The organism is Pararhizobium sp. (genome assembly GCF_965279435.1).
Lineage (GTDB): Bacteria > Pseudomonadota > Alphaproteobacteria > Rhizobiales > Rhizobiaceae > Pararhizobium.
In genome coordinates, this window is the sequence record NZ_CBDIHY010000002.1 from 476,487 (window position 1) to 503,245 (window position 26,759).

Sequence of the window (26,759 nt, forward strand, 5' to 3'; positions counted from 1 at the left end):
TTCCACCACCCACAGGCGCCCGGATATTTTCCGAGCGCCTCAAGCATGCAGACTACTGCACCCGCTTCAAGGCATCGCCGAGTATCGAGACGATATCCTCGATATGGGATTTCTCGGCGATCAGCGGTGGCGAAAAGGCGATGATGTCGCCGGTGACGCGGATCAGCAGGCCCCGTTCGAAGCAATCGACGAAGACATCGTAGGCGCGTGCACCGGGCGCGCCGTCGCGGGAGGTGAGTTCGATGCCGGCGATCAGGCCGATCGTGCGAATATCGGTGACATGCGGCAGGCCCTTCAGCGAATGCATCGCCTCGTGCCAATCGTCCTGCAGGTCGGCAGCGCGTGTTAGCAATCCTTCGTCGCGGTAGATGTCCAGTGTCGCGATACCGGCGGCGCAGGCTGCGGGGTGGCCGGAATAGGTGTAGCCGTGGAACAGCTCGATCTGGCCCTCCGGTCCATGCATCAGCGCATCGTGCACCTTGCGGCTGGCAAAGACGGCACCCATCGGGATCGCGCCGTTGGTCAGGCCCTTGGCCGTGGTGACGAGATCAGGTGTCACGCCGAAATAGTCGGTGGCAAACGGCGCACCGAGACGACCGAAGCCGGTGATCACCTCGTCGAAAATCAAAAGGATGCCGTGAGTGGAGCAGATCTTGCGCAGCCGCTCGAGATAACCTTTCGGCGGGATCAGCACACCGGTCGAGCCGGCGACGGGTTCGACAATGCACGCGGCAATGGTTTCTGCGCCATGCAAGGCGACTAGTCTTTCGAGATCGTCGGCCAGTTCGGCGCCGTGCTCCGGCTGTCCCTTGACGAAGGCGTTCTTTGAAAGATCATGCGTGTGGCGCAAATGGTCCGTTCCGGGAATAAGCGGAAAGACCCGGCGATTGTTGACGAGACCGCCGACCGAGATGCCGCCGAAACCGACACCGTGATAGCCGCGCTCGCGGCCGATCAACCGTGTGCGCGTACCCTGCCCGATCGACCGCTGGTAAGCGACGGCAATCTTCAGCGCAGTATCGACCGATTCCGATCCGGAGCCTGTAAAGAAGACGCGGTCGAGTTTTTCGTCCGGACCGCCCGGCGCGATTTCCGCCAGCCGCTCGGCAAAATCGAAGGCAATCGGATGGCCCATCTGGAAGGAGGGCGCGAAATCCAGCGTCAGCAACTGGCGTTCAACGGCGGACGCAATCTGTCGGCGGCCGTGACCGGCATTGACGCACCAGAGACCGGCCGTGCCGTCGAGAATCTTGCGCCCATCGACGCTGGTATAGTGCATGCCTTCGGCCGATGCGAGCAGGCGCGGCGCCGCCTTGAATTGCCGGTTGGCGGTAAACGGCATCCAGTAGCTGTCGAGTATCGGGGTGTTTGGTTTGCTGTGCTGGTTCATGGCGACCTCCTGTGAGAGATCGATGACGCCACGATTTCAAATGTCGAAACAAGTCCTTTTCTAACAATCTATAAACCATTGAAATTACTGATCATGAATTGTAATAGTTGCGGTATTTCGAACATGCGAAACAGAGGATGCGCCATGTCGGTTGATATTGGAAACCGGTTGCGCCATGTGCGCCTGCTCAACAATCTATCGCAGCGGGAACTGGCCAAGCGAGCGGGCGTGACAAACTCGACAATTTCGTTGATCGAGTCCAATTCCTCCAATCCCTCCGTCGGTGCATTGAAGCGTATCCTTGACGGTATCCCGATCGGTTTGGCGGAGTTTTTCGCCTTCGAGCCAGACCGCCCGAAGAAGGCTTTTTACCGGGGCGACGAACTCGTCGAAATCGGCAAGGGACCAATCTCCTACCGGCAGATCGGTGACAATCTGTTCGGCCGCAGCCTGCAGATTCTCAAGGAATGTTATCAGCCCGGCGCAGATACCGGCAAAGTGCCGCTGGTGCATGACGGCGAGGAAGGCGGCATCATCCTGTCCGGACGGCTGGAGGTCACCGTCGATGATGAGCGCCGGATCCTTGGACCGGGCGATGCCTACTACTTCGAAAGCCGCCGACCCCACCGGTTCCGTTGTGTCGGTCCGGTGGCCTGCGAAATCATCAGCGCCTGCACGCCGCCGACCTTCTGATCGGCGGGCGTCGCCGTTGGCTCAGTGCTGTCCCGGTTTGACCTCGGCCGGGATCGGGCAGACGTAGGGCTGGCCGTCCATGTTTTCGTTCCACTCGGCCCTTGCCTTGTCGCGCAACGTTTCCGATGTCGCCAGATCAAGGCCGGTGGCCGCCAGCACCTTTGCCGCATGCACCATTGCCTTGTGCGCCGCCGGGCTGCGGCCCTGCGCGACAACCTGCCATGTGTGTGGATTGGTGCCGATCGCCCAGGCGGGCGCCCAGCATTGCGCCGTCGGCGTCACCCGGCTGACATCACCGACATCGGTCGATCCAGCGCGAAAATGCGACTGGCCTTCGAAGGCGCGCAGGCCCAGATGCAGCGCCGTTGAGCCGTCGATCTTGTCGTTGGAGAAAACGTCGCTCTTGATCTGATACAGGCGGATGCTGCTTTTGATCGCCTCATCGGTAAAGGTGGCCTGGATCTTCCTTGCGAACGCAATGTCATCCGCATCGAAGGGCACAGGGCCGAGCGCGACCATGTTGTCATGGATGGCATTTTCAAGCGTCAGATTAGGCAGCAGGTTGGTAGAGGCGGTATCGAATATGGTCTCGACCTCGGTCTCCGTCATCGTGGCAGCACCCTGCGCCACCTTGCCCACCCGCTCGGCCAGCGCCAGCGCCTGCGTCATGTCCGGTGCGCGGATCAGGTAAAGCACTTCGGCCTTGGCCTGCACCACATTGGCAGCCCGGCCACCGGCATCGGTGATTGCATAGTGGACGCGGCAATCCGGCGGCATGTGTTCGCGCAGAAAATTGATGCCGACATTCATCAGCTCGACGGCATCAAGCGCGGAGCGGCCAAGATGGGCACTGTTGGCGGCATGCGCCGCCACGCCCTTGAACCGGTAATAGGTTTCGAGCACCGCCAGATTGTTGGTCGAGCGAACGCCGTTGAACGGGGCCGGGTGCCAGGTCAGTGCTGCATCGACATCGTCGAAGGCGCCAGCGCGCACCATGAATGTCTTGCCAGAACCGCCCTCTTCTCCCGGGCAGCCATAGTAACGAACCGTGCCCGGCAGGCCTTCGGCTTCTAAGTGCTTGGCAAGGGAGATTGCTGCCAAAAGCGAACCGGCGCCGAGCAGATTATGGCCGCAGCCATGGCCTGTGCCATCCACTGACGCAGGCTCAGGAGCATCCACACCCGCCACCTGGCTCATCCCAGCCAGCGCATCGAATTCGCCGAGAAAGGCGATGACCGGGTTGCCACTGCCAAATTCGCCGATGAACGCCGTTTCCATATCGGCGACGTTTTTGCGGACGGTGAATCCATTCTGCTCCAACATCGCGATCAACAGTGCCGACGACCGGTGCTCATCGAATTTCAGTTCCGCGAAGTCCCAGATCTGATCGCTGAGTGCTGTGAACTGGGGTGCCATTCCCTCGATGGCAGAAGCCAGGGAAAGCAGGGAAGATTTGTCGGGCATGGGTATCCTCGCATCGACGCAATTTCGGCGTCAGAAATCCAGTCCGGCGGATGAGTCTCCGCCGGCCGGGTTCATATAAAAAAGGGAAAGACACGCCGCCAGAGCGGCGTGGTTCGCTTAAGGCTTACTTGTCGAGTGACACTTCCCAGAGGCGGGCGTTGGACTGCCAGACCGGCTGGCCCTTCAGTGCCTTGGTGGCGCCCCAGACATCGACCATGTCGTAGAGGAAGATGCCCGGCATTTCCTGCAGCATCAGTTCATGGAACTCATCGAAGATCGCCTGGCGTTTTTTCGGATCGATCTCGGCATAGGCGGCCTTCATCAGGTCGCGCGCTTTCGGATCGTCCCACATCAGCGAGGCGTTCTTATCCTTGTCGCCGACATAGAAGCTGTACATCAGCGCCGGGTCGAGACGGGGCGTGACGGACTGCGAGATGATCTGGTAGTTGCCCGAGCGGCGGCGATCGACCTGCGTGGCATAATCGAGCACCTCGATCTGTACGTTCAGTCCGATCTGCTGCAGCATCGCTTGCGCCATCACGGCAGCCGGGAAACTGGGCACATTGCCGCGCTTGTTGGCGATGATGCTGATCGGTTCACCCTTGTAGCCGGACGCGTCGAGTTCCTTCTTCGCGGCTTCCAGATCATAGGGCAGACGCTTCTTCTGGACGTCGCTGTAATAGACGGAATCAGACGAGATCATCGAGCCGTTCGCCTCACCCGTGCCGTTCGATGCGGCAGCAACCAACTGGTCGAGATCGAGCGCTTGTGCCATGGCCCGGCGGATAGCAGGTTTGCTGAGCACCGGATCACGGGTCTGGATGTAGAACAGGTTCTTGCCGTTGTTGCGGGCAATGATCAACTGGGTGGTTTCGCTGTCCTTGAATTCCGGAATGAGATCCGGCGAGATTTCAGCCGTATCCAGCACGCCGGATTGTAGGCCTGCCTTTACCGTCGAGGCATCGGGGATGACCATGAACTTGATGCCATCAACCAGCGGCCGCTTCGATCCGACGACGCCATCTGGCTTGCCGTCGTTCTTCGGCGAGACGTAACCGTCGAACTTCGCAAGGTGCAGATATTCGCCCTTCTTCCACACATCCCACTGGAATGGGCCGGTTCCGATCGGCTTGTCGAACGTGCCGTCGGCTGCAACGGAGTCCGGCGAGATGATGCCGGTGTAACCGCATTCGGGGCGCGACATCAGACCAAGGAAAACGGCTGAGGGTTTTTCGAGCGTCATCGTCACGGTCGAGGCGTCAACGGCCTTGATCCCGGTGACGTGGGTGGCGCCATTGCCGTCAAAATCCTTGAGGCAGGTCCATTTGGTGGCCGGATCCGTATAGCGATTCCAGTTCCACACGACGTCTTCAGCCGTCAGGACCTTGCCATTGTGAAACTTCACATCGTTGCGCAGCTTGAATGTGTAGCTCAGGCCATCCGGCGCCATATCGACGCTTTCTGCCAGGAGCGGCTTGACCTCGCCATTGTTGGCATAACCGACGAGGCCTTCGACGATGTGAAGGATGATGCTGTCGGTATTGCCGTCGCGGTTGACGCCGGGGTTGTTACTGCGCAGATCGGAGCTTTGCGCCACGACGATATCGCGGGCGGCGGCGGTACCGGCGAGTGCCGCCAGCATGGTGCCGGCAAGGAGAATTGTCTTCATTGTTCTACCCTCTTTTTTGATTGGTTATGACTGGAATTCATCCCAGCAGGCGCGCGACAGCCTGCCGATGGTTTCGAGCGACATCGTATATCCGGGCGTCCCATCCGGCATCGCCTGCGGCACTTGGTCGGTATAGGCGGCGATGATGTAGAACGGCGCACTGTTGCGGTAGACGATGCCTGCGTCCATGCGGCCGCGCTTGCCGCGTCCACCCTTGCTGGCCACCTTGGTTTCGAACGGCAGGCGCGAATGAATGCCGTAGCGCAGGACCTGGTTTTTCAGCGTCTGCAGAGCGAATTGGCAAAGCTCAGTCGGGCAACCAAGTTTGGCGGCGGCGGCACTCGAGGTCTGCGCATCGAGAATGGTTTGCAACAGCATGACCTGATCGCTTGCCGTTGTCGTCGTGACGTCGCCGAGCGCATGATCCGGCGACAGTGCCAAGGGTGGGATAAGGAAGCGGTGATGGGTGCCGCTCATGCGGATCGACTTGCAGTAGAGATCGACCTCTTCCAGCGTCAGCCGCTCGAACACCATCTTGGTGCAAACATTGTCGCTCAGCACCATCATACCAGTGATCGCATCGCGCAGCGAAATGACGATGCCGGGTGTCAGGTAACGGAAGATACCGCTTGCCACTTCTTCCGCAAAGCGCGCTTCGTAGACGATCTGTTCGTTGAGATCGAGGCGGCCTTCACCGATGGCCTTGAGTGCGGCCATCATGATCGATGTCTTGCGTGTGCTGGCGGATGGGGTTTCCTCGTCGGCGCCACGCCCAAACGTCTCGCCGGTCAAGAGGTTTTGGACGCAGTAGCGGGTGACGAAGGATTGCGCGTCGCAGATCGTGTTCAGCCGCTCAGCCACCTTGCTCGAAGTCGTCATCGTGTTCATTTCAGGCCTCCAGACGCCATTTCAGTTTGACCCCGCCGGTCTCGTTGAGATCAAGCGCGGGGATGGCCGAGAGAAGGCGCCGCGTGTAGGCCTCCTTCGGCTTGTCGAAGATCGTGTTGCGGTCGCCCTGTTCGATGATGCGGCCGTCCTGCATGACGATGACGCGGTCGGCCACCTGCTCGACGACACCGAGATCGTGGCTGATGAAAAGGCAGGAAAAGCCGTAGCGCTTCTGCAGATCGGAAAAGAGCGTCAAGACCTGCGCGCGGACGGTGACGTCGAGCGCGGAGACCGGTTCGTCGGCGATCAGGAATTTCGGTCGCCGGGCAATGGCACGGGCAATCGCAACGCGCTGGCGTTGGCCGCCGGACAGTTCGTGCGGATAGCGCAGGGCATATTCGGTACTGAGCCCGACTTCCTCCAACGTTTCATAGGCCCGCTTCGTCTTGGCAGCCCGGTCAATGCCCGGCACCAGCCGCAAGGCTTCCTCGACCAGCGAAAGGATGGTCATGCGCGGATCGAGCGACGAATACGGATCCTGGAAAACCATCTGGCAGTTCAACCGGTAGTCCCGCCAGTCCGCCGACAGCTCACGGCCTTGAAACAGGATGTCGCCCGAGCTCTGGTTTACAAGCCCGGCGATGGCGCGCCCAAGCGTCGTCTTGCCCGAGCCGGAGCCGCCGACCAGTGCGACGACTTCGCCGGCATGGATGTCGACGCTGACGCCATGCAGCGCCCGTTTCGGCGTGCCCTTCTTGAACAGCGATTTGCGGCCGGGGTAATCGACGACGATGTTGCGCGCTGAAATCATCGGTGCTGAGGCCGTGTCAATGGTGCGCACTTCACCACGGATCGGCAACGATGAGAGCAGTTTGCGCGTATAGGGATGCTGCGGTTTTTCCAGAATCTGCTCGGTCGTTCCCTGCTCGACCAGCGAGCCCTTCTCCATCACCACGATGCGGCTGGTATAACGTGCCACCATCGGCAGATCGTGGCTGATCAGGAGGACGGCAGTGCCTTCCGCCTTGGTCAATTCGACCATCAGTTCCATGACATCGCGCTGGATGACCGCATCGAGCGCCGTCGTCGGCTCGTCGGCGATCAACAGTGCCGGCTTCAGAAGCATGACCGAAGCGAGCATGATGCGCTGGCGCATGCCGCCGGAAAACTCGTGCGGATAGGCGGAAAGAGCGCCTTCCGGATCGCGGATGCCGACGCGCTGAAGCATGGCAAGGATGCGGTCGCGCCGCGTGGCAGCCGGCATGCTGGTGTGGAGCGTCAGCCCCTCCTCCAACTGCCGACCGATGGTCATCGACGGGTTGAGCGAGGTCATCGGTTCCTGGAAGACCAGTCCGATTTCCGCGCCGCGCAGTTCGCGCAACCCGGCTTCGCTCATCGACAGGACGTCGCGTCCCTTGAAGGTTACCTGCCCGCCCGTCACCTTGATGGCCGGGGGAAGCAGCGAGATGATCGCGCGCGTGGCCAGCGATTTACCGGAGCCGCTTTCACCGACAATGCCGAAGATTTCGCCGGGCTCGATGTCAAAGCTGACCTTCTTCACCACTTCGACGCCACGCTGTGCGACCACAAGTGAGAGGTCCCGCACGCTGAGAAGTCTTTCCTGTGTCATTTCAGACCTCGCATGCGGGGATCGAGCTTGTCGCGGAGCGCGTCGCCGAGAAGATTGATGCCGAGCAGCGTCAGCGCGATGCAAAGACCAGGGAAGAGACCGAGCCAGACAGCCTGCTCGATGAACGGGCGGCCAGCGGCCAGCATGTTGCCCCACGTGGGTGCCGGTGGCGGTACGCCAAGGCCAAGGAAGCTTAGGGCGCTCTCCGACAGGATCGCCCAGCCGAACATCGACGTCGACAGGACGGTGATCGGCGCCAGGCAGTTGGGCAGGATATGGCGCAGCATCGTGAAGACTTCGCTGTTGCCCATGATCTTCGAGGCTTCGATGAATTCGCGTTCGCGCAGCGACAGGACTGCGCCACGAACGACGCGCGCCATCGACGGTGTATAGGCAATGCCGAGCGCGAAGATGATGCCGTACTGGTTTGCCCCGAACACGGCGAGCAGGCCGAGTGCCAGGAGAATACCCGGGAACGCCAGCAGCGCATTGTTGATCGCCATGATCACCGCATCGACCCAGCCGCGCGCATAACCGCTGACCAGACCGATCAGCGTGCCGGCGATGGCTGCGAGCGAGACGGTGAGCGCACCGATCCAGACGCTGGCGCGGGCGCCGACGATGATGCGGCTCAAGACATCGCGGCCGAACTCGTCTGTTCCAAGCCAATGTTCGGCGCTGGGCGCTGCAAGCCGGGCGGTGAAGCTGAGCTTCATCGGGTCGTACGGCGTCCAGAAGAGGCCGAGCAGTGCGACGATAAGCAGGAGGGCAATCAGGACACCGCCGATGAGGCCGTTGAATGTATAGTTTTTCATTCGGCTACCACGCGCGGATCGAAGAGGGGGTAGAGCAGGTCAACGATCAGATTGACGAGCACATAGGACAGCGCAACCAACAGTAGACAGCCCTGGATGACCGGATAATCGCGCTGGAAGATGGCATCGACCATCAACCGGCCAAGACCCGGAATGGTGAAGACGGTTTCGATAACGGCGATGCCACCCAGCAGGTTACCGAGGATCAGGCCGATCATCGTCCAGGTCGGACCGAAGGCATTCTTGAAGGCGTGCTTCCAGAGAACAGCACTTTCGGACAGTCCCTTTGCCCGTGCATGGGTGATGTAATCGAGCCGGAGCACTTCCAGTGTCGAGGCGCGCGCCATGCGGATCAGCACGCCCATCTCGTGGATGACCAGCGTCATCACCGGCAGGACCAGATACAGCAACCCGCCGACGAGATTGTCGCCGATCGAGACATAACCGAGCACCGGCAGCCAACCGAGCTTCAGGCCGAAAAACAGAAGCAGCAGCAGACCAAGCCAGAATGTCGGGATCGACAGCAGGATGGTCGCGGTGCCGACAAGCGCAAGGTCGGTCAGGCTGTTCTGCCGCCACGCGGCGATGACGCCGGCCGGAACGGCGATGAGGCTGGCCAGCAGGACCGCGACGAGCACGATCTGGGCGCTGACAGCAAAATGCGAAACGACGAGCTGCCGAACCGGCTCACCGCTGACGATCGACCGGCCGAAATCACCGGTCAGCACGTTGCCGCCCCAGATCAGGAACTGCTCAGGCATCGACTTGTCGAGGCCGAGCTCGGAGCGCATTTCGGCGATCTGCTCAGGCTGCGCCATATCGCCGAGCATCAACGCGGCTGGATCGCCGGGAATGAAGCGGATCAGCGCGAACACCGTGATCGAAACGATCACGACTGTCGGCAACGCCATAAACAGGCGGTTGAGAATAAATCGGAGCATCGGTTCCCCTGAACACGATTGAATGCGGGATCGCTGCCGTTGGCCGGCGTGTTTGTGACGGAACTATGATGCTTTTGCCAAATATCCGCAATATTATGCGGTTTTGTCATAGTCCTATGCAGATGCGGTGCCATCCGCTCCGCGCTGGATATTCGAAAACAGTAACCGGCAAAACCAGTTAGCGCGGTTCCTGTGACAGCGCGATCTGGCGCTTGAGCGCGTCCATCAAAGCTTGGGCTGCAAGGGATGGCGGAACGCCTGCTGGCTTTGCGAGCCCAAATTCCTGCGTGGAGACGGGAATGAAAGGCCGTTGGACGATTCGTAGATGCCTGTAGAGATTGGCATAGAAGCTGCTGATGATGCCGATACCGAGACCGTGCGCGGCATAGGCGCAGGCCGAGCTGTTGGTATGGGTCTCGATCTTGACGTTCTGCTTCACGCCCGCTCGCTTGAATGTCTGGTCAAGCAACATGCGTGTCGGCCGCTGCCGGCCGATCAGGATCAGCGGAATGTTGCGCAAGTCCTTCGGCGTGATTTGTTTCAGCTCCGCCAGTGCGTGGTTTTCCGGAATGACGCAAACACTGACGCCGCTTGCCACGGGCTCCATCTCGATGGCTGGCCCCACCTCTCCCTCGTAGCGCAGAAAGCCGAAATCGATCACTCGTTGTTCGACCAGCCGGGTGATCGCGGTTGTCGTTTCGAAGAAGGTTTCGATGCGAACACTGGGAAATTCCCGGGCGTAATCCATCAGCATCGACGGGGCGAAATCCTCCCACATACTGCTCGGCAAGCCGATGCGGACAACCTCGGGACCGGTTGCACCACTGCGCAGGTCTTCGGCCAGACCGGAAAACCGGTTCAGCCCCAGCAGGATATTCTCGGCGTCACGGGCAAGAATGGTTGCCTCCGGTGTCGGTATCAGCCGCCCCTTGTCGCGGGCGAAAAGATTGAGAGACAGGTCGGATTCCAACTGCGCGAGCAAACGGCTGACACCGGATTGGCTCAGTCCCATGCTTTTCGCCGTCGCGATCGTCGATCCCGTCGCAAGCAGGGTCTTGAGCACTTCCAGCTGCCGAAAATTGATCATCGTCCATGCCTCTTCATCACAAAATCGGGGGTGTCCATCCGATGGGTAGCGCCTACGCGCGGCGAAAGCAAAAGGCTTCCGCGCTGCGCCATGACGCAGAACGGGACGATACGCAGGGTCGCAGGTTACAGCAGCGGTAACGGCAGGCAGACAAGCAGATTTCATGAGTTTGGCGAAGGAAAAGAAACTTTACGAATACCCCAAAAACGGACCTTTTAAGTTGTATAAAAATATTATACGCAACCTATGCTAATTATTGATATTCTATTGGAGGTTGCAATGACAAGTGTAATTTCGCAGGCAATACGGAATCTGCATGCCATGCCGACGGCTGAGCCCGTCGCTTTCGGTTCACTGAAATTGATATTCACCGACACCTTCGATTATCGCTGGAATGACCGCGGCAGCGGTGGCAACTACGACGGCGCGTTCTACAAGCCGCGCGCGCCTGACGGCTTCCGTTCGCTTGGGAGCCTCGGCACCAGCGGATATGACGATCCCAACAACCGGTATTGGGCTCTGTGCATTGCGGCAATTGACGAAGATCCCGGCGCGGTTCGGGCGCCAACCGGCTATGAGTGGATCTGGGATGATTCCGGTTCCGGGGCGGATGACGACGGGGCATGCTGGCGGCCAATCGCGCCGGACGGTTATGTCGCTCTCGGCGATGTCTTCGTCACCTCGCACGGAGAGCCATCAGTCGATGACGTCTGGTGTGTGCGTGCTGATCTAGTTGGAGACGGCATTGTCGACGAATGGGTCTGGGACGATGCAGGCACCGGGTCCGACGATGATTTCAGCGCATGGAATATTTCGCCGATGAACATGTTTGTGAGCGAAACGCAGATGCTGATTGCGCCAAACACTTTTGTTGGATGCCAAGGCCATGACAGGCCACCCACAGCTGTCTACGTACTGAAACTCAATCCGCCGACGGTGTATGCAGGTGTTCCACCCGTCCCGTCACTCCCCAACCGATCCAGACCCGAACCTTTCTCCAACGAGGCCTGGGACCGGAAGGTAACGCTTCCGTTCACCGCGATCGTTGACGACCAGCATGATTTGGCCTGGAAGGTCGCCCATTCGCAGTTCTATGTTCTGGAACGCTGGATTAACTTCGAGCTTGTGGGTTTCTACGACAACGGCACCGAGAAAGACAACGAGATGGATGTTGTCGTGGATACCGGCGTATCCCAGCAGCAGACCGATACGTTCACCCACGAGGTCGGCATCAGTGTCAGTTATGAAAGCGGCATTAAGGCCGGCCCTGTCAGCACCAAAGTATCTGGCACCCTCTCCTATAAGTTTGGCTATCAAAGCGCGACCCAGGTGAGTAGTTTCCGCAACCAGTCCATCAAGACGGTCCTGACAACGCCTGCCGAACATTGCGCGGCCATGTGGGCGCAGCGCAACGCCTTCAAACTGCGCCGCAGCGACGATAGTTTGGTAGCGAACCCGTTGATGATGGAAGATAACGTTCCGGACTTCTACGTCCGCCAGTTCCCGGCACCAACGATCTCGAAACCGCTGCGCGTCCGCGGCCGTTAATTGATAAGACGGGAGGCGGCATTGTCGCCTCCCGTCTCACCTTGGAGCATGACTTGTGCCTCGTCCTCGCCCATCGAGATAGATCAACAGGCCAAGGCCGGCCGTACCGGCCAGCGCGCCGAGCATCGACGTGCCCGAATAATCGCTGAAACGGGTACCGATCGCAAACAGGATGGCGCTCAACCCACCGCTCAGGAACAGGTTCACCGAGATCAGCGAGCTGCCAAGGCCCGGACGGTCAGCGATGAGATCCTGGATATAGGTGATCGGAATGCTGATAAGGGCGGCGGCGGCAAAGGCGCTGAGAAGCGTCAACGCATAGACATGCCAGGGGGCGAAGGCGAGACCCAGCAGAGTGAGGTAAACGGCATAAAGCCCGGCGCTGATGGCCAGTGCTGTTACGGCACGCATGTGAAGCTGGATGCGGGCCCAGACGAAAATGAACACGACCTCGAGAAACGCAACGATGCCGACGACGATGCCGATATCGGTGACCGTTCCCCCGGCGGCACCGGTGATGATCAGCGGCTGGACCGCTGCGTTGACATGCAGGGTCGAGGTGATCAACGAGATCGCCATCAGGCGGACGAAGACAGTGGGCGCCAGAACCTCGCCAAAAGAGGCAAGATAGGAATGCCGGTGGCTTTTCGCCGGCGGCGGTCCGTTCGCCGCCGGCAACTTGAAGAAGACCAGCGCCAGATTGACTATACATCCAAGGCAGGCGAGCAGATAGGCTGGCAACATGCTGCCACGCCCGACCAGAACCAGAGCCACCAGGCCCGGCACCAGAACCCAGGCGACCGAGATTGCCGCCCGCACCCCGGAGTTGATCGCCGCCGCATCGCGTCCACCCTCCGCATTGGCAATGGAGCGGACATTGGCGAACAACAGTGACGTCATCGAATTGTAGACCGGTAGCATGACCAGCGTGCAGAACACGAAGCTGGCCGGAACCGGAACCGCATAGACGAGGCCATAACCAAAGACCCCGAACGACATGACGGTCATCAGCAGGATCCGGTAATTGCCGATCCGATCGGCAAGCACGCCCACCCACAGGCTGACGATGACGTTGACGGCTGCCGCCGCAAAAATCAGGATGGAATAGAAGCCATTGCTCAAGCCGAGCTCGGTGATGCCGATCACCGACTGATAGGGCGCTGTTGCCGCCCCGGTGAAGCCGAACATGAAGATCGCGATCATGCTCAGCCGGACCACGGGGTGGCGGAAGGCGATCGACAGCGTGGATGTCATGATGAGAGCACCGGAAAGGAGGTCAAAGGCCGTCCGGAAAATCCGGACGAAGATATAGGTCCAAGCATCCTAACCCGGCGTCATTCCCGCCAGCGCGCCGACAATGCTGCTGCGGGCGCATAGTCGAAATTACGGTCGAACGGAAAAACCGGCCTTGCCCTGCGAAGGCTCGACAGATTGGCAATATCCTGATTGACGACGCCGTCCGTCAGCGCCATCAGGTTGGGATTGGCGATCGGCGCAAGGTCCGGCGACAGATAGCCGGACTTGACCACGAGCAGCCGCAAAGCCTTCGGATCAAGCCCCAGCCGGTGGAAATCCTCGATATTGTGATAGGGGCGGCGGCGCGCGGCCAGCACGATCGTAATGCCACCAACACCCACGACCGCCTGACGGTCCGCGACCGCTCCACTGTCATCCAGACTCAGGACTGTTGCGGTCACCTCGGCCGGAATGCTGGCCGGGTCGAGACTGCCGCCGATCTTCAGAGCAAGCGAGGCACCCTCACCCGCAGCGAAGCACGCCTCGACTGCCGGACGGTCGGTGATCCCGGCAAGAAGCGCGTCCTGCCAATCGCGGGCGATCAGCGCGCGCAGCACGTCGGCACGATCACCAACCCCGCCACCGGTCGGATTATCGGCGGAATCAGCGAGAATGACGGGGGATGTCTCAGCCGCTGCAGCAATGTCGAGCATCTCCTCCAACGGTCCGGTGACCGGCCCGAAATCGAAATTTTCACGCGCGTTCCAGTATTGTTGTGCGATTTCCTTGGCCGCTTTCGAGGCGGCTTGCCTGTCCGTTCCTGTCACGACAGCGCAGGCAGTTGCGCGCGGTTCATCGGCCCAGACATAGCCGATCATCAGGTTGGCATCGAGAATGCCCGGCTGGGCGTCGAATGCCGGAAGGCTGAGATAGATCGACTTTGCGGGCTCATCTTCTGTGGAGGTGCATTCACCGGGCAAGAGCAGCGGCACCTTGGCCCAGGCGACACCTGGTCGATTGCCCGTGCGCAGCGTCTCGACCAGCATCGACCAGGCCCGCACCATGGTTTCGCGCACATCGATATGCGGCGCGGTGCGATAGGCGGCGAAGATATCGAGCTGATCGATGATCTTCTGGCTGACATTACCGTGAAGATCGTAGCTTGCCGCGATCGGGCAATCCGGTCCGACGACTGTGCGGGCGGCGGAGATCCAGTCGCCCTCGGCGTCGTCCATACCCTCGACATTGATCGCACCGTGCATGGCGAGATAGAGACCGTCGACCGGCAAGGCAGCTTTGAGCTTTTCAAGAAACTCCGCTTTGAACGCTTCATAGGCGGCACGCGATACCGGACCACCCGGCACGGCACGGGCGTGCAGCAACGGTACATGCTCGATCCCGTCAGCGTCGAGGAAATTGAAATACTCGGCGCCAAGCAGGTCGGCATCGCGCAGCACGCGAAAATCCTCGGTGGCCATCAGGACCGGCGAATAGGTGCTGCATTCGGTATGAATACCACCAACGGCGACGCGCATTGTTTTCCCCATGATACCAGTTGTTACAGCTTCGGACTGAGCGGGACGATGGCCGCGAAACGGAGCCAGTTCTTTTGATTTTTCGGCGTCCATGCAGCTTCGGCGATCGCCGGAAGACGCGGGAAGACCAGACGGTTGAAATAACCGCGCGACAGGTAATGCTCACACCAGATGCAGGCCTGCACGCCCTTCATCCGGTCTTTCAGCTCCTCGGGGAAGTCGCCCTCCGCCTCGTAGCCATAGGTGTGGGCAGGCGGAACTGTACCGGCCCAGCTGGCGCCCGGCTCCTGCCATTCCTCACCCTGCACCATGTCGAGATAATAGGCCTGCCCCGGCGTCATCACCACATCATAGCCTTCGCGGGCAAGTTCAATGCCGACTTCGGGCTTTTCCCAGGCCATCAGCAGCGTTTCCGCTGTGTCGACACCGCCCCCGTGGGCGACCTCGTTCCAGCCTGCCAGCTTCTTGCCGCGCTGGGTCAGCATCTCCTTGATCTGCCTCAGGAAATAGGACTGCAGAGCAAACGTGCCTTCAATGCCTTCCTTTTCCATCAGCTTGCGGGCCAGCGGCGACGCGAGCCAAGCTCCGTTCGCCACCTCATCGCCGCCGATATGAATATAGGCCGACGGGAAAAGCGCGATCATTTCATCGAAGACTTTTCCGAGAAACTCGTAAGTGAACGGCACTGCCGGATTGAGTGTGTTGTTCGGATAGCCCTGGACGGAATGATAGCTTTCCGGCGCTTCCTGGCCATCGGACAAGTCACGCAGGGCGACCAGTGTTGCCGAGTTGTGGCCGGGAACATCGATCTCCGGGACGATCTCGACGTTGAGTGCCTGCGCGTGCGCAACCAGCGTACGCACGTCGTCCTGGCTGTAGAATCCACCAACGGGCGTCGCCCCGTTGCCAAGCTGGGGCAGCAATGGACCATCCGGGCTGCGGACAACGCCGACCGTGGTCAGCTCCGGATAGGCCTTGATCTCCAGCCGCCACGCCTCGTCATCGGTCAGGTGCCAGTGGAAAATATTGAGTTTGAACCAGGCAAGGATATCGATCAGCCGCGCCACGTCGGCGACCGGATAGAACTGCCGGGAGACATCGAGATGGCAGCCGCGCCAGCTATAGCGTGGCTCGTCCGAAATCATGCCGGAGACCGGAAACCGGAATTTCGCCGGTTCGCGGCGTGCGCCGTTCAGAAGCTGTGCCAGCGACGTCAATCCATATTGCCGGCCAGCGGCTCCGCCATAGCTGAGCGTGATGGCTTCCGACGAAAAGGCCAGTACGTAACCTTCCACAGCCAGCGAAGTATCCTGCTTCAGGTGCAGCACCCTTCCCTGACTGTTCGCCGTCAGGCTGAGCGGCGCATGGTCGGCTTCGAACAGGCGGCGGAACAGCCCGATCACGGTATCAATCGCCTTGAGGTCATCCATCGAGGCGCCAGGCGCCGGATAGAGGCAAACCGGAAAACCACCGCCGGGAACCGCATCAATCTGGCGGGGCCATGGCTGCAGGGCAAACGGCAGGTCGAGCTTGCCTTCCGGCAACAGCACTGGTGGTGGTTCGCTGGTCCGGCCCTCGAGCAGGAGATCGGAAACGGCAACCGGCACATGGCGGCCATCGGCGAGTGTCAGATAGGCGGATTTCGCTCCATCGGTGCAGTGCACGGCCTTGCGGTGCAGGCCGCTGACCGTGAAGGTCCAGGATGCACCGGGCGCAAGCACGAAACCTGCCGGGGGTGCAAACTCATGATAGTTGGCGTTGCGCTTGACGAAGACGGCATTCTCGCAGGCGGTCTTGTCTATTACCCGGGTCAGCGAGGTGTAGACCACGGTAAAGCCGTGAATGGCTGTATCTGCCAGGTTTAACAGGCTGAAAACGAAGCGGCCGTGCGGGCCGCCCTGCGTATGCCACGCGCTTTCGAGACGATAGGACGCCGATTGCATGTCCGTTCCTCTGATGTCTAATAGTTTTCGGATTGCGAAAAAGTGCGGGCGAGCTCCGCCTGCCCTGCCGTCAGGCCGCAGTCGACCGGCAGGCAAACGCCGGTGATCGCCGAGGCGAGCGGACTGGCGAGGAAGCCGACAGCATTGGCCACATCATCCGGACTGGCGATCCGCTGTAGCGGATACCAGCGCCGCGCGTCCTCGAAGACGTTCGGATTGGCGGCGGCGCGAACTTCCCACGCCTGGGTGCGCACGGTTCCCGGAGACACCGAGTTGGCACGGATGCCGTACTTGCCATATTCGACCGCGATCAGCTTTGTCAGGTGCAGGAGACCGGCCTTGGCAGCGCTATAGGCCGGATGACCAAAGACGTTGGTGCCATTGACGGAGGCGATGTTGATCACCGAACCCTGGCTTTGCTTCAACGCATCTTCGACGGCGCGAAAGCAGAGGAAGGCCGCCTCCAGATTGAGGACGCTGTCCATGCGCCAGATTTCCGGCGTCGTATCGTGCAGGCTGACTGCACGCGCTGCACCAGCATTGTTGACAAGCGTTCGAACCGTGCCGAGCTTCGCCGCCCGCGCCGCCATCGCAGCAACACTTGCCACATCAGTGATATCGCAGGCCAGAGCAATAAACTTATCGGGATTGCCAAGGCTGGCGGCTGCTCGTTCGACAGCTTCATCATCCAGATCCGGCATCAGCACGATATCATGATCTTCGCCAAGGCGGCGGGCGATGGCTCGGCCGATATCGCCTGCGGCTCCCGTTACGATTGCGACGGATGAAATCATGACGGGTCCCTTGTGAGCATGGTGAAGTCAATCTCCGAGAAGCTGGCGGTCGTCGCCGTCACGATGAGCGACAAGTTGCTGTTTGATGCGCCGCAACGTCACCGTCGCCTGTGGCTGGATGTGATAGGCAACGAGACTGGCAAGGATATCGAGAACTGCGACATAGGCGATGCGGGTCGATGTCGGCCGATAGATATTGGTCCCCTCCGGCAGATCGACCGGAACGGTGATATCGGCGGCGCGGGCAACGGGACTGCCGCTCTGCGTCAGTGCGATGGTCGTCACCTTCTGGTCACGTGCGAGCATGAAGGATCGAACCAGTTCGGCGTTGCGCCCGGAAAAAGACGACCCAATGACGACGTCGCCGGGCCGGGCGGCGGCGGCCATCATCATCTGCATACTGTGATCGGAGCTTGCGGTGATACGCAACCCGAGACGAAACAGGCGGTTCTGCAATTCGCTGGCGATCATCGAGGAATTGCCGCCGGAGCCGAACGCGTAGATCATATTGGCGCTGGCCAATTTTTCGGTGGCCTGCTCGATGGCTGCAAGATCGAGGCTGCGATGCAGCATGAACAGCGCATTCTGTGCCTTGGAGACGATATCCTGCGCCACATCGGCCGGCTCCCGGCTCTTCGGCTCAGGCTTGAGGTAGCGCATACCGACATAGGCGGTACGCGCCAGTTGCACCTTGAAGTCGGAAAAGCTGTCACAACCGAGCCGGCGACAGAAGCGTGTAACGGTTGGCGGGGACACATCGGCCTTGCCGGCCAGCTCGATGATCGAGGCATTCACCGCAAATTCGAAATCAGTCAGCAATATTTCTGCTATGCGGCTTTCGGCTGGGGACAGCCGCCCTTTTTCTTCCTGAAGTGTCGAGAAAATATCCATCAGAGAGCACTTTCAATGAAATCGTCAGGCCGCCTAAAAGAGGCTTCCTGAAACCGCGGCAATGCTGCGATCTGGCATACGATTCTCACCTGGTGTCCACCCGTTTCCCGACTGTCTGAACCTTAGGACGTCTTTTCCTTGTAGGCGACGCAATCGATCTCGACTTTGCAATCAACCATCATCGATGCCTGAACGCAGGCCCGAGCCGGTGGATGCTCACCAAAATAGTCCTGATAGATTTTGTTGAAGGTCCAGAAGTCGCGGGGATCGTCCAGCCAGACGCCGACGCGGACGATATGCTCGGGTCCGTAGTTGGCCTCCTCCAGGATAGCAAGCAGATTGGCGATCGTTCTGTGCGTCTGCGGAACAATGCCGCCTTCGATGATTTCGCCGTTTTCCATTGCAACCTGACCGGACACATAAAGCCAGCCATTCGCCTCTACCGCGCGCGCGAATGGCAGCGCCTTGCCACCTGCACCCGTTTGTACGGTGCCGTAACGTGTAATGGACATATGTCCCGTCCTTGCAAATTATTTTCTTGATCCGTTGACAAATGACCATAGAAAGCGGAATTTGACCAGAGAAAAACGCCATTTATGAAAAGAATTTCAATACACGGAGCAATCGTGCGCGATCCCTTCCGCAATCCTTTCCCTTCCTCCGATACCGCTCGTCACGCGATCTGGCAGATGCTGGTCGAGCGCGACATCGATGCCTTTCTTGCCGCCGACTGGTCCAAGGTTGCCGGCGATTTTGTCGAGGAAGGCTTTATCGGCATCGATGCAAAACGCGAGACCAGCCCCGACAAATGGCGCCTGGCCTTTCCATCTTTGACGGCCTATCGCGACGAATGGCTGCGCCAGGCAGAGGATTTTGCCCAGCAGTCGTTCGCCGAGGATACCCGCAATGCCATTTTCACCACCACGACGCTCGAATACATCGAGATCGAAGGCGACATGGCTCTTGTCCGCAAGAAGTTTGATGGCAGCCTGAAAAAGTCGGACGGCAGCGTCGATAGTCTCAAGTGGCAGACGCTCTATTATTGCCGCCTGCATCAGGGCCATTGGAAAATCTCTGGCTTCACGGGATATCTGCCCAATCCGATGGGTACGGCCTGAGAGCCAAGAACGAGGCGAAGGCATTGCGCATTTTTACCGCCGTCCTGGCGACCGAGACCAATACATTCTCACCGATCTGCGTCGATCGCCGCGCCTTCGAGGCGTCGCTTTATGCCCCACCCGGAGAACATCCGGAAACACCGACGCTCTGTTCTGCGCCGATCACGGTCGGCCGCCGGCTTTCCGCAGAAATGGGTTTCGATCTGATCGAGGGCACAGCCACCTGGGCGGATCCGGCCGGTCTTGTCAATCGCCTGACTTATGAAGGCCTGCGCGACGAAATCCTCCATCAGCTGCGCGCAGCGCTGCCGGTAGATGCCGTGGTGCTTGGCCTGCATGGCGCGATGGTTGCCGATGGCTATGAGGATACCGAGGGCGATTTCCTCACGCGCGTCCGCAACATTGTCGGCCCAGACATTCTCGTCTGCGCCGAACTCGACCCGCACAGCCACCTGACAGCGAAACGTCAGGCAGCGGCGGATTTCTTTGTCTACTTCAAGGAATTTCCGCATACGGATTTCGTCGATCGCGCCGAAGATCTCTGGCGCATTGCGCTCGATACGCTGGCCGGCCGCATCAAACCGGTCATGTCAGTCTTCGACTGCCGGATGATCGACGTCTACCCGACTTCGCGCGATCCGATGCGCTCGTTCGTCGACAAGACCATGCGGATCGAAGCGGACGACCCGGACATTCTGTCCATCTCCGTCATCCATGGTTTCATGGCTGGCGACGTGCCCGAAATGGGCACGAAAATGCTTGTCGTCACCGATGGTAAGCCAGAAAAGGGCGAGGCCCTCGCCCGCGAGCTTGGTCTCGAGCTGTTTTCCAAACGTGGCACGTTCATGATGCCGCAGATCGACGAAAAGCAGGCGGTTTCCCAAGCTCTTGCCGCAACCAGCGGACCCGTGGTGATCGCCGACGTCTGGGACAATCCCGGCGGTGGTACGGCGGGCGATGCGACGGTGCTTTTGGCGGAGCTTCTGGCACAGGGCGCCAAGGATACAGCCGTCGGGACGATCTGGGATCCGATGGCGGTGCAGATCTGCATGGCAGCTGGCGAAGGTGCCGAGATCCGGCTCCGCTTCGGTGCAAAATCAGCCCCGGGTACCGGCAATCCGATCGATGGCATCGTCAAAATCGTCAAGCTGGTGCGCAACGCGGAAATGCGCTTCGGCGAAAGCTATGCGCCCTTCGGCGATGCCGCACACATCCATTTCAATGGCATAGACATCATCCTCAACTCCACCCGGGCGCAGAGCTTCGACCCCAGCCTGTTCTCGGTGATGGGCATTGACCCAACGTCGAAGAAGATCCTGGTCATCAAGTCGACCAATCACTTCTACGCATCCTTCGCGTTGATCGCGGCCGAAATCCTCTATTGCTCGGCAGGAACACCCTATCCGAACAATCCGGCCCTTACGCCCTACCGCCGCGCACCGCGCGATATCTGGCCGATGGTGGACAATCCACATGGGTTGGATATCGGTGCGGCTTGAGTTTGCCGATGAAAGCTTCCCACCAAGCGTGACCACTGGGATAAACAAAAGGGACGCATCATCTGCGTCCCTTTTGCATTCAATGACGCTCGGCGGATCGCCGCGACGTCAGCCGCCGGCGATTTTCAAGAGGCCGACATCGATATCGGTCAGCGCCACCCGGCGCTCGAGCGCAATCCCCGACGCATCGAACAGATGGCAATCGGCGGCCCCGATACCGATCGGAACCGTCTCGTCGGTCCGGATCGGCGCACTGCCGGGCAGCATTGCGCAGAAATTCTCGCTTTCGCCGTCAAGCGAAGCATAGGCGACAGTCTGGGCACCAAGCCGCTCGATCACCGACGGCGTCAGGTTCATCACCAGGTCAGACTTACCGAACTGGATATGCTCCGGACGAATACCGAGCGTCAGCGGTTGACCGATCAGTTCGGCCCGGCCGTTCACCGGGATCGTCGCTGATTGCCCCTTGAATTCGACCTCGACGCCGGCATCGCTGACAGCCTTGTAGGTGACCGGCAGCATGTTCATGCGCGGATTGCCGATAAAGCCTGCAACGAACATGTTGGCCGGCTTATGATAGAGTTCGAGCGGCGCTCCGGTCTGGGAAATCTCACCGGCATTGAGAACGACGATCCGGTCCGCCATCGTCATCGCCTCGACCTGGTCGTGGGTGACGTAGATCATCGTCGCCTTCAACTGCTTGTGCAGTTTCGCCAGCTCGATGCGCATATCGGCGCGCAATGCGGCGTCGAGATTGGACAGCGGTTCGTCGAACAGAAAGATCTTCGGTTCGCGCACAATCGCCCGGCCAATGGCCACGCGCTGGCGCTGGCCGCCGGACAGCATTCCGGGTTTCTGCTGGAGGCGCTGATCAAGATGAAGAATGCGCGCTGCATTCTCGACTTTCGCCTTCAGCTTGTCTTCCTGCATCTTTTCGACGCGCAGCGGAAAGGCGATGTTCTCGAACACGGTCATATGCGGATAGAGCGCATAGCTCTGGAAGACCATGGCGATACCCCGCTTGACGGGCGGCAGGTCGTTGACGCGTTTGCCGTCGATCATGATGTCGCCCGTACTGGTCTCGTCGAGACCGGCGATCATGCGCAGCAATGTCGACTTGCCGCACCCGGATGGGCCGACGAAAACGACGAATTCGCCGTTGCGGACCTCCAGTTCGATGCCTTTCAGCACTTCGAACGTCCCGTAGAATTTCTGAACCTTGTTGAGATTGAGCTGTCCCAAGAAACTGTCTCCGGCCGCCGGCGAAAAGCGGCCCGTTCGTTGCAGAAAAGGAGTGGACCGCGAGCCGGTGAGGTCGCGGTCCGATGGTCTTACTTGTACTGCTCGAGATCGGCAGCAGCCTTCTTCAGGGCATCTGCCGGTTCGGCTTTATCCGTGACGACGGCCTGGACCATTTCGATGATGACGTTCTGGAAGCCCTTGTAATCGGTGAAGAGCGGCTCCGGACCACCATAGGTGATGCCATCGATGAACGGCTTCCAGTAGGGGTCCTTCTTGACGAATTCATCGACCATTGGCGATGGGCGTAGCGGTGTCAAACCAGCGGCGCCCTGCAACTCATACTCGCCCTGCGGTCCAGGCGACGTGATGAACTTTGCAAATTCGATTGCCTTTTCCTCGACGCCGGAGCCCTTGAAGATCGCCAGACTGTCGGTGATCAGCAGAGTGCCTTCGCCCTTGGCAGACGGACCGAGCGGCAGCGGCGCAACGCCCCAGTTGACCTTGGTTTCCTTGAGGCGGACTGCGGCACCCGAACCGGACTGGAGCATGCCGACCTTGCCATCAAGGAAGATGGCGCGCATCTCGTTCTGCTCGTAGGCTGTGGCACCTTCGACCGAGTACGGCGTGATGTCCTTGTAGGCCTGAAGGGCTGCGAGAACTTCCGGGCTGTCGATGACGATCTTGTCGCCGTCGATGACCTTGCCATTGTTGGTGTAAACCCAATGCATGAACTGGTGCATGGTGTTGTCGAAAGTTTTGGCAGGCAGACCGTAACCGGCAATGCCGGTCTTTTCCTTGATCTGCTTGGCGAAGGCGATTTCTTCGGCCCAGGTCTTCGGCGGCGTTTCAGGATCAAGGCCTGCCTGCTTGAACAGGTCTTTGTTCCAGTAAAGCGCCTTGGTCGAAAATGCGATGGGAACGCCCCACTGATTGTCATCGAACGTGACGGTATCGGCGATATGCGGATAGTAGCTTTTCTTCTCATCTTCGGTCATCGGCACCGGAACGATCAGGTCGTTCTGGGCGAATTCCTTGAGCGTGCGCGAGCCGACATAGGCCATGGCGACCGGTGTGCCGGCAACCGCAAGCGTCGTCGCCTTGTCCTGGCACTGCGCCCAGCCGACAACTTCAGGCGTAACCTTCCAGCCCGGGTTCTTTTCTTCCCACTGCTTGATATATTTCTCGTGAACCTGGTCCATCACGTCGCCGCAATAGATCCAGCTGATCTCCTGGTCGGCCGCCTGGGCGGTCATGGCGCCGAGCGCGGTGGAGCCGAGCAGGGCGAGGGCAAGAATCCCCGTCTTGAGTTGAATTGACACGTTTGAAGCTCCCGTTTCTCTGGTGGTTGATTGCTTTTATTGTTTCACCGCGCCAGCGGTCAGCCCGCTGACGAGATAGCGCTGTAGGAAGAAGATCACGATAATGGCCGGGGTGATGCCGACGAAACTCGCCGCCATCAACTCGTTCCAGATCACTTCCTGCCGGCCGAAATAGGCAAACAGCCCAACCGGCAACGGCATGTATTCGGTCTTCGAGTTGAAGGTCAGCGCGAAGATGAATTGCTGAGCGTAGGACCCGATGAAGGTCGTGATCGCTACGACGGTGATGCCGGGCATGGCGATGGGGAGGATGACCCGGCGAAGCGTATAGAAATGGCTGGCGCCATCGACGAAGGCCGCTTCGTCCAGTTCGCGTGGAATACGCATCATATAAGTGCGCAGCAGCCAGATTGCCGATGGAATGAGAAAGGCGACCCCCGGTACGATCATGGCGAAATAGGTGTTCAGCACACCGAATGTGCGCATCAGGCGAAACAATGGAATGAGCAGGACGGCGCCCGAAAACATTGTGACCGCGAGAAATGCGCCAAGCAGAAGTCCGCTGCCGCGAAATTTGAACCGGGCAAAGGCGTAGGACGCCGGGATAACCAGGATCAGGACGAGCGCGGTGACGATAATCGAGATGAAGAACGAATTGAAGATATAGCGGGCAAAGCCCGGCACGCTCACCCACATCGTCCGGTAGGCGGTGAACGATCCATTTTCCGGCCAGAACTTGTAGGGCGAGGAAAACAGAAGCCCGAGCGGCTTCAGCGACACGAGAAACCCTTCGACGAACGGCGCCAGGATGAAGGTCAGGAAGACGAAGATACCGGCATAGATGCTGATCAGCTCATACCAGCGGTAACGGTTGATCATCGCGGGTTGCGTGCTCATCGGTTGGTTTCTCCCGCGGAAAGCCGGCTGGTCACCCGGAAATAGGCCAGGCAGAAAATCGACAGGAAGATGCAGATCAGAACCGCCCGTGCGGCACCTTCGCCGTATTTCTTCGAACCGATTGCCGTACGGTAGGTGTCGATGATCATCGTCGTCGTTTCACCGTTCGGCCCGCCTTGGGTCAGAATCCAGATGATATCGAACGAATTGAACGTCGAGATCAGCGACAGCATCGACATGGTGATCATTGATGGAATGAGCAGCGGCAGGGTAATGCGGCGGAAGCGGTAGAAGCGCCCTGCCCCATCGGTCCACGCAGCCTCATAAAGGTCCTGCGGCACGGCCTGCATCGCCGCCAGCATATAGAGTGTCACCATCGGCACCCCGATCCATACGTCGGTAATGATCGTCGCCCAGAACGCAGTCGAACCACGGGCGAGGAAGGCGATGGGGCCGTTGATGATGCCCCAGTTCTGCAAGACGCCGGAAATCATGCCGAACTGGCCGTTGTACATCCAGCCCCACATGAAGATGCCGATAGCCATCGGCACGATCCATGGCGGCATGGTCAGGACGCGAAACAGCGCCCGGCCGGGAACGGCCGCATTCAGCATGCAGGCGCCAAAAACCCCGATGATCATCTTGATGGCGACCGAGAAGAAGGTCCACACGAACGTGCGGATGATGACTTCGGCAAAGGTCGTGTTGAAAATCTTCTCGTAGTTGATCCAGCCAACCCAGTTGGAGGTCTTCTTCAACGAGGCATCGGTGAACGACAGGATAAACGTGTCCAGAAGCGGATAGGCAACGATCACGACGACGTAGAGAACGGCTGGCAGCAGAAGCATCCAGGCGAAGATGAGAGTGCTGCGCTGAACGTTCATCTTGTGCCCTCCTTATGCCGCACGCGAGTGGAGCGCCTCGTCAAAGCGATCCCAGACTGGCCGCAGATCGACGACGGTGCGCTTGCGGCGCGCTTCATCCATCGACAACGCCAGAATGCCCGCCTCCAGCGCATCGATCGTCGAGACCGGCAGCGCGCGGCCATCGCGGACATGGCCGATGATGTCGGTCGCCATCTGCTCGTCGGCACCATAATGCTGCGACAAAGCTGTCGCTGCATACTTGTTCTCAACCACTTTCTTGCCGGTCAGCATCTCATGCACGTCGAAATACCCACGGATGAAATCGCCCTCGGCCATGCCGCGCGACCCCATGATGCAGAAACGGCGGAACTGATCGGGCACGTTGAGATTGGTGTGGAAGTTCATGCCGACGCCGTTGGCATATTCGACGATCGCCACTTGGTAATCGATGATGTCGCCGTCGCTGTCGAACACCTTGTCGGAGCCCATCCAGCCGCTCGGCTTGCGATGGAAGAGCTCGAGGTCGTTGATGCCTTCGCGAGCCGGGTCATTTTCGGGAACGAAGCTCTTGCGGCCGCCGAAGCTTGCAACGCGCTCCGGCCGCGCGCCGATAATGCCATTGTAGAGATCGAGATCGTGGCAGCATTTTTCCAGCATGAAGCTGCCGGAATAGCGCTCGTAGCGGCGCCAATCCCGCATGAAGAAGGCGCCGTGATAGGGCTCGATATGTTCCGACGCCTCGATCGAGACGATCTGACCGAGTGTGCCGGCAGCCTGGGCTGCCCGCAGGTCGCGGTACATCGGCGCATAACGCAGCACGAGACCGACCATCAGCCGCTCATGGCCGTATTTCGCCATCAGACGAGCGAGTTCAATGCTATCCTCGACCGTCGAGACGATCGGCTTTTCGCTGAAAACCTTGAGGCCGGATTCCAGGCCGATGCGAATATGATCAAGGTGCATATGGTTGGGAGAGCCGATCATCAGAAGATCGATTTTCTCGTTGGCGATCAGGTCTTCGGGGGTCGCATAGGCGGTTCCGGCAGAGATGCCTTTCTCAACAAGACCCGGCAAGCCAGCCGGATTCGGATCCACGTAACCGGCGATCTCGAAGCTCTCGTCCATGGCCTTGAAAACATAACCCAAGTAGCCCAGACGGAATCCGAGCCCGATGATGCCCACTCTCATTATGCTGGTATTCCCCGTTTATTATCGTAATTTATTTTCTCAGACTGAGGCAGATTTTCAAACCCGTCAACCGGAATCCGCAAAATTGTCAGTTTTGTGAAATTCA

23 protein-coding genes are annotated in these 26,759 nt (G+C 59.5%); 4 read left to right on the forward strand and 19 right to left on the reverse strand.

Going from position 1 to position 26,759, the window contains the following annotated elements:
- Positions 1–52: 52 nt before the first annotated feature.
- Positions 53–1,390 (reverse strand): aspartate aminotransferase family protein, encoded by a 1,338-nt coding sequence (locus ACQY8Q_RS03760; RefSeq protein WP_428424787.1) that lies wholly within the window; start codon positions 1,388–1,390, stop codon positions 53–55.
- 144 nt (positions 1,391–1,534) lie between these two features.
- On the opposite strand from ACQY8Q_RS03760, the gene ACQY8Q_RS03765 reads away from it, so the two are divergent.
- Positions 1,535–2,083, forward strand: a complete 549-nt coding sequence (locus ACQY8Q_RS03765; protein WP_428424789.1) for a cupin domain-containing protein — start codon at positions 1,535–1,537, stop codon at positions 2,081–2,083.
- A gap of 21 nt (positions 2,084–2,104) precedes the next feature.
- On the opposite strand, the gene ACQY8Q_RS03770 is transcribed toward ACQY8Q_RS03765, so the two are convergent.
- The 7 genes from ACQY8Q_RS03770 to ACQY8Q_RS03800 all read right to left on the reverse strand — a co-directional run bounded on the left by ACQY8Q_RS03770 (position 2,105) and on the right by ACQY8Q_RS03800 (position 10,574).
- Positions 2,105–3,547, reverse strand: a complete 1,443-nt coding sequence (locus ACQY8Q_RS03770; RefSeq protein WP_428424791.1) for a M20 family metallopeptidase — start codon at positions 3,545–3,547, stop codon at positions 2,105–2,107.
- A 124-nt stretch (positions 3,548–3,671) separates the two neighbouring features.
- Positions 3,672–5,216: an ABC transporter substrate-binding protein gene (locus tag ACQY8Q_RS03775; RefSeq protein ID WP_428424793.1), complete on the reverse strand. Its 1,545-nt coding sequence runs from the start codon at positions 5,214–5,216 to the stop codon at positions 3,672–3,674.
- Positions 5,217–5,240: 24 nt separating this feature from the next.
- A complete protein-coding gene (locus tag ACQY8Q_RS03780; RefSeq protein ID WP_428424795.1) occupies positions 5,241–6,104 on the reverse strand; it encodes a serine hydrolase in 864 nt (287 codons plus the stop codon).
- A gap of 1 nt (position 6,105) precedes the next feature.
- The gene (locus ACQY8Q_RS03785; RefSeq protein WP_428424797.1) at positions 6,106–7,734 is read right to left on the reverse strand and encodes an ABC transporter ATP-binding protein; all 1,629 of its coding nucleotides are present in this window, start codon (positions 7,732–7,734) and stop codon (positions 6,106–6,108) included.
- Positions 7,731–8,549 (reverse strand): ABC transporter permease, encoded by an 819-nt coding sequence (locus ACQY8Q_RS03790; protein WP_428424799.1) that lies wholly within the window; start codon positions 8,547–8,549, stop codon positions 7,731–7,733. Before ACQY8Q_RS03790 ends, ACQY8Q_RS03785 begins: the two co-directional genes overlap by 4 nt.
- Positions 8,546–9,490: an ABC transporter permease gene (locus tag ACQY8Q_RS03795; RefSeq protein ID WP_428424801.1), complete on the reverse strand. Its 945-nt coding sequence runs from the start codon at positions 9,488–9,490 to the stop codon at positions 8,546–8,548. The genes ACQY8Q_RS03790 and ACQY8Q_RS03795 overlap by 4 nt, the downstream gene beginning before the upstream one ends.
- A 178-nt stretch (positions 9,491–9,668) precedes the next feature.
- Entirely contained in the window at positions 9,669–10,574 is a 906-nt protein-coding gene (locus ACQY8Q_RS03800; RefSeq protein ID WP_428425546.1) for a LysR family transcriptional regulator, read from the reverse strand.
- 282 nt (positions 10,575–10,856) lie between these two features.
- On the opposite strand from ACQY8Q_RS03800, the gene ACQY8Q_RS03805 reads away from it, so the two are divergent.
- Complete coding sequence (locus ACQY8Q_RS03805; protein ID WP_428424803.1) at positions 10,857–12,125, forward strand: Vps62-related protein; 1,269 nt, start codon at positions 10,857–10,859, stop codon at positions 12,123–12,125.
- A 36-nt stretch (positions 12,126–12,161) separates the two neighbouring features.
- Here ACQY8Q_RS03805 and ACQY8Q_RS03810 read toward each other — a convergent pair whose 3' ends face one another.
- The 6 genes from ACQY8Q_RS03810 to ACQY8Q_RS03835 form a co-directional block, all read right to left on the reverse strand.
- A complete protein-coding gene (locus tag ACQY8Q_RS03810; RefSeq protein WP_428424805.1) occupies positions 12,162–13,379 on the reverse strand; it encodes an MFS transporter in 1,218 nt (405 codons plus the stop codon).
- Positions 13,380–13,459: 80 nt separating this feature from the next.
- A complete protein-coding gene (locus ACQY8Q_RS03815) occupies positions 13,460–14,896 on the reverse strand; it encodes a M81 family metallopeptidase (protein WP_428424807.1) in 1,437 nt (478 codons plus the stop codon).
- Positions 14,897–14,919: 23 nt separating this feature from the next.
- Positions 14,920–16,839 carry a beta-N-acetylhexosaminidase gene (locus ACQY8Q_RS03820; protein WP_428424809.1) on the reverse strand — a complete coding sequence of 640 codons (1,920 nt, stop codon included), beginning with the start codon at positions 16,837–16,839 and terminating at the stop codon, positions 14,920–14,922.
- A gap of 17 nt (positions 16,840–16,856) precedes the next feature.
- The gene (locus ACQY8Q_RS03825) at positions 16,857–17,633 is read right to left on the reverse strand and encodes an SDR family oxidoreductase (protein WP_428424811.1); all 777 of its coding nucleotides are present in this window, start codon (positions 17,631–17,633) and stop codon (positions 16,857–16,859) included.
- Between the two features lie 27 nt (positions 17,634–17,660).
- Positions 17,661–18,524, reverse strand: coding sequence for a MurR/RpiR family transcriptional regulator (locus tag ACQY8Q_RS03830; protein WP_428424813.1), 864 nt, complete (start codon positions 18,522–18,524; stop codon positions 17,661–17,663).
- Between the two features lie 122 nt (positions 18,525–18,646).
- Positions 18,647–19,036 (reverse strand): RidA family protein, encoded by a 390-nt coding sequence (locus ACQY8Q_RS03835; RefSeq protein ID WP_428424815.1) that lies wholly within the window; start codon positions 19,034–19,036, stop codon positions 18,647–18,649.
- 114 nt (positions 19,037–19,150) lie between these two features.
- Between ACQY8Q_RS03835 and ACQY8Q_RS03840 the strand changes: the two genes are divergently transcribed.
- Positions 19,151–19,642, forward strand: coding sequence for a hypothetical protein (locus tag ACQY8Q_RS03840; protein ID WP_428424817.1), 492 nt, complete (start codon positions 19,151–19,153; stop codon positions 19,640–19,642).
- 23 nt (positions 19,643–19,665) lie between these two features.
- Positions 19,666–21,141, forward strand: coding sequence for a M81 family metallopeptidase (locus ACQY8Q_RS03845; protein WP_428424819.1), 1,476 nt, complete (start codon positions 19,666–19,668; stop codon positions 21,139–21,141).
- Positions 21,142–21,249: 108 nt separating this feature from the next.
- Here ACQY8Q_RS03845 and ACQY8Q_RS03850 read toward each other — a convergent pair whose 3' ends face one another.
- From ACQY8Q_RS03850 to ACQY8Q_RS03870, 5 genes are all read right to left on the reverse strand, one after another.
- Positions 21,250–22,383 carry an ABC transporter ATP-binding protein gene (locus ACQY8Q_RS03850; RefSeq protein WP_428424821.1) on the reverse strand — a complete coding sequence of 378 codons (1,134 nt, stop codon included), beginning with the start codon at positions 22,381–22,383 and terminating at the stop codon, positions 21,250–21,252.
- Between the two features lie 89 nt (positions 22,384–22,472).
- Complete coding sequence (locus tag ACQY8Q_RS03855; RefSeq protein ID WP_428424823.1) at positions 22,473–23,702, reverse strand: ABC transporter substrate-binding protein; 1,230 nt, start codon at positions 23,700–23,702, stop codon at positions 22,473–22,475.
- Between the two features lie 36 nt (positions 23,703–23,738).
- Positions 23,739–24,599, reverse strand: a complete 861-nt coding sequence (locus ACQY8Q_RS03860) for a carbohydrate ABC transporter permease (RefSeq protein WP_428424825.1) — start codon at positions 24,597–24,599, stop codon at positions 23,739–23,741.
- Positions 24,596–25,483 carry a carbohydrate ABC transporter permease gene (locus ACQY8Q_RS03865; RefSeq protein ID WP_428424827.1) on the reverse strand — a complete coding sequence of 296 codons (888 nt, stop codon included), beginning with the start codon at positions 25,481–25,483 and terminating at the stop codon, positions 24,596–24,598. The genes ACQY8Q_RS03860 and ACQY8Q_RS03865 overlap by 4 nt, the downstream gene beginning before the upstream one ends.
- 12 nt (positions 25,484–25,495) lie before the next feature.
- Positions 25,496–26,653 (reverse strand): Gfo/Idh/MocA family protein, encoded by a 1,158-nt coding sequence (locus tag ACQY8Q_RS03870; protein ID WP_428424829.1) that lies wholly within the window; start codon positions 26,651–26,653, stop codon positions 25,496–25,498.
- Positions 26,654–26,759: the final 106 nt, after the last annotated feature.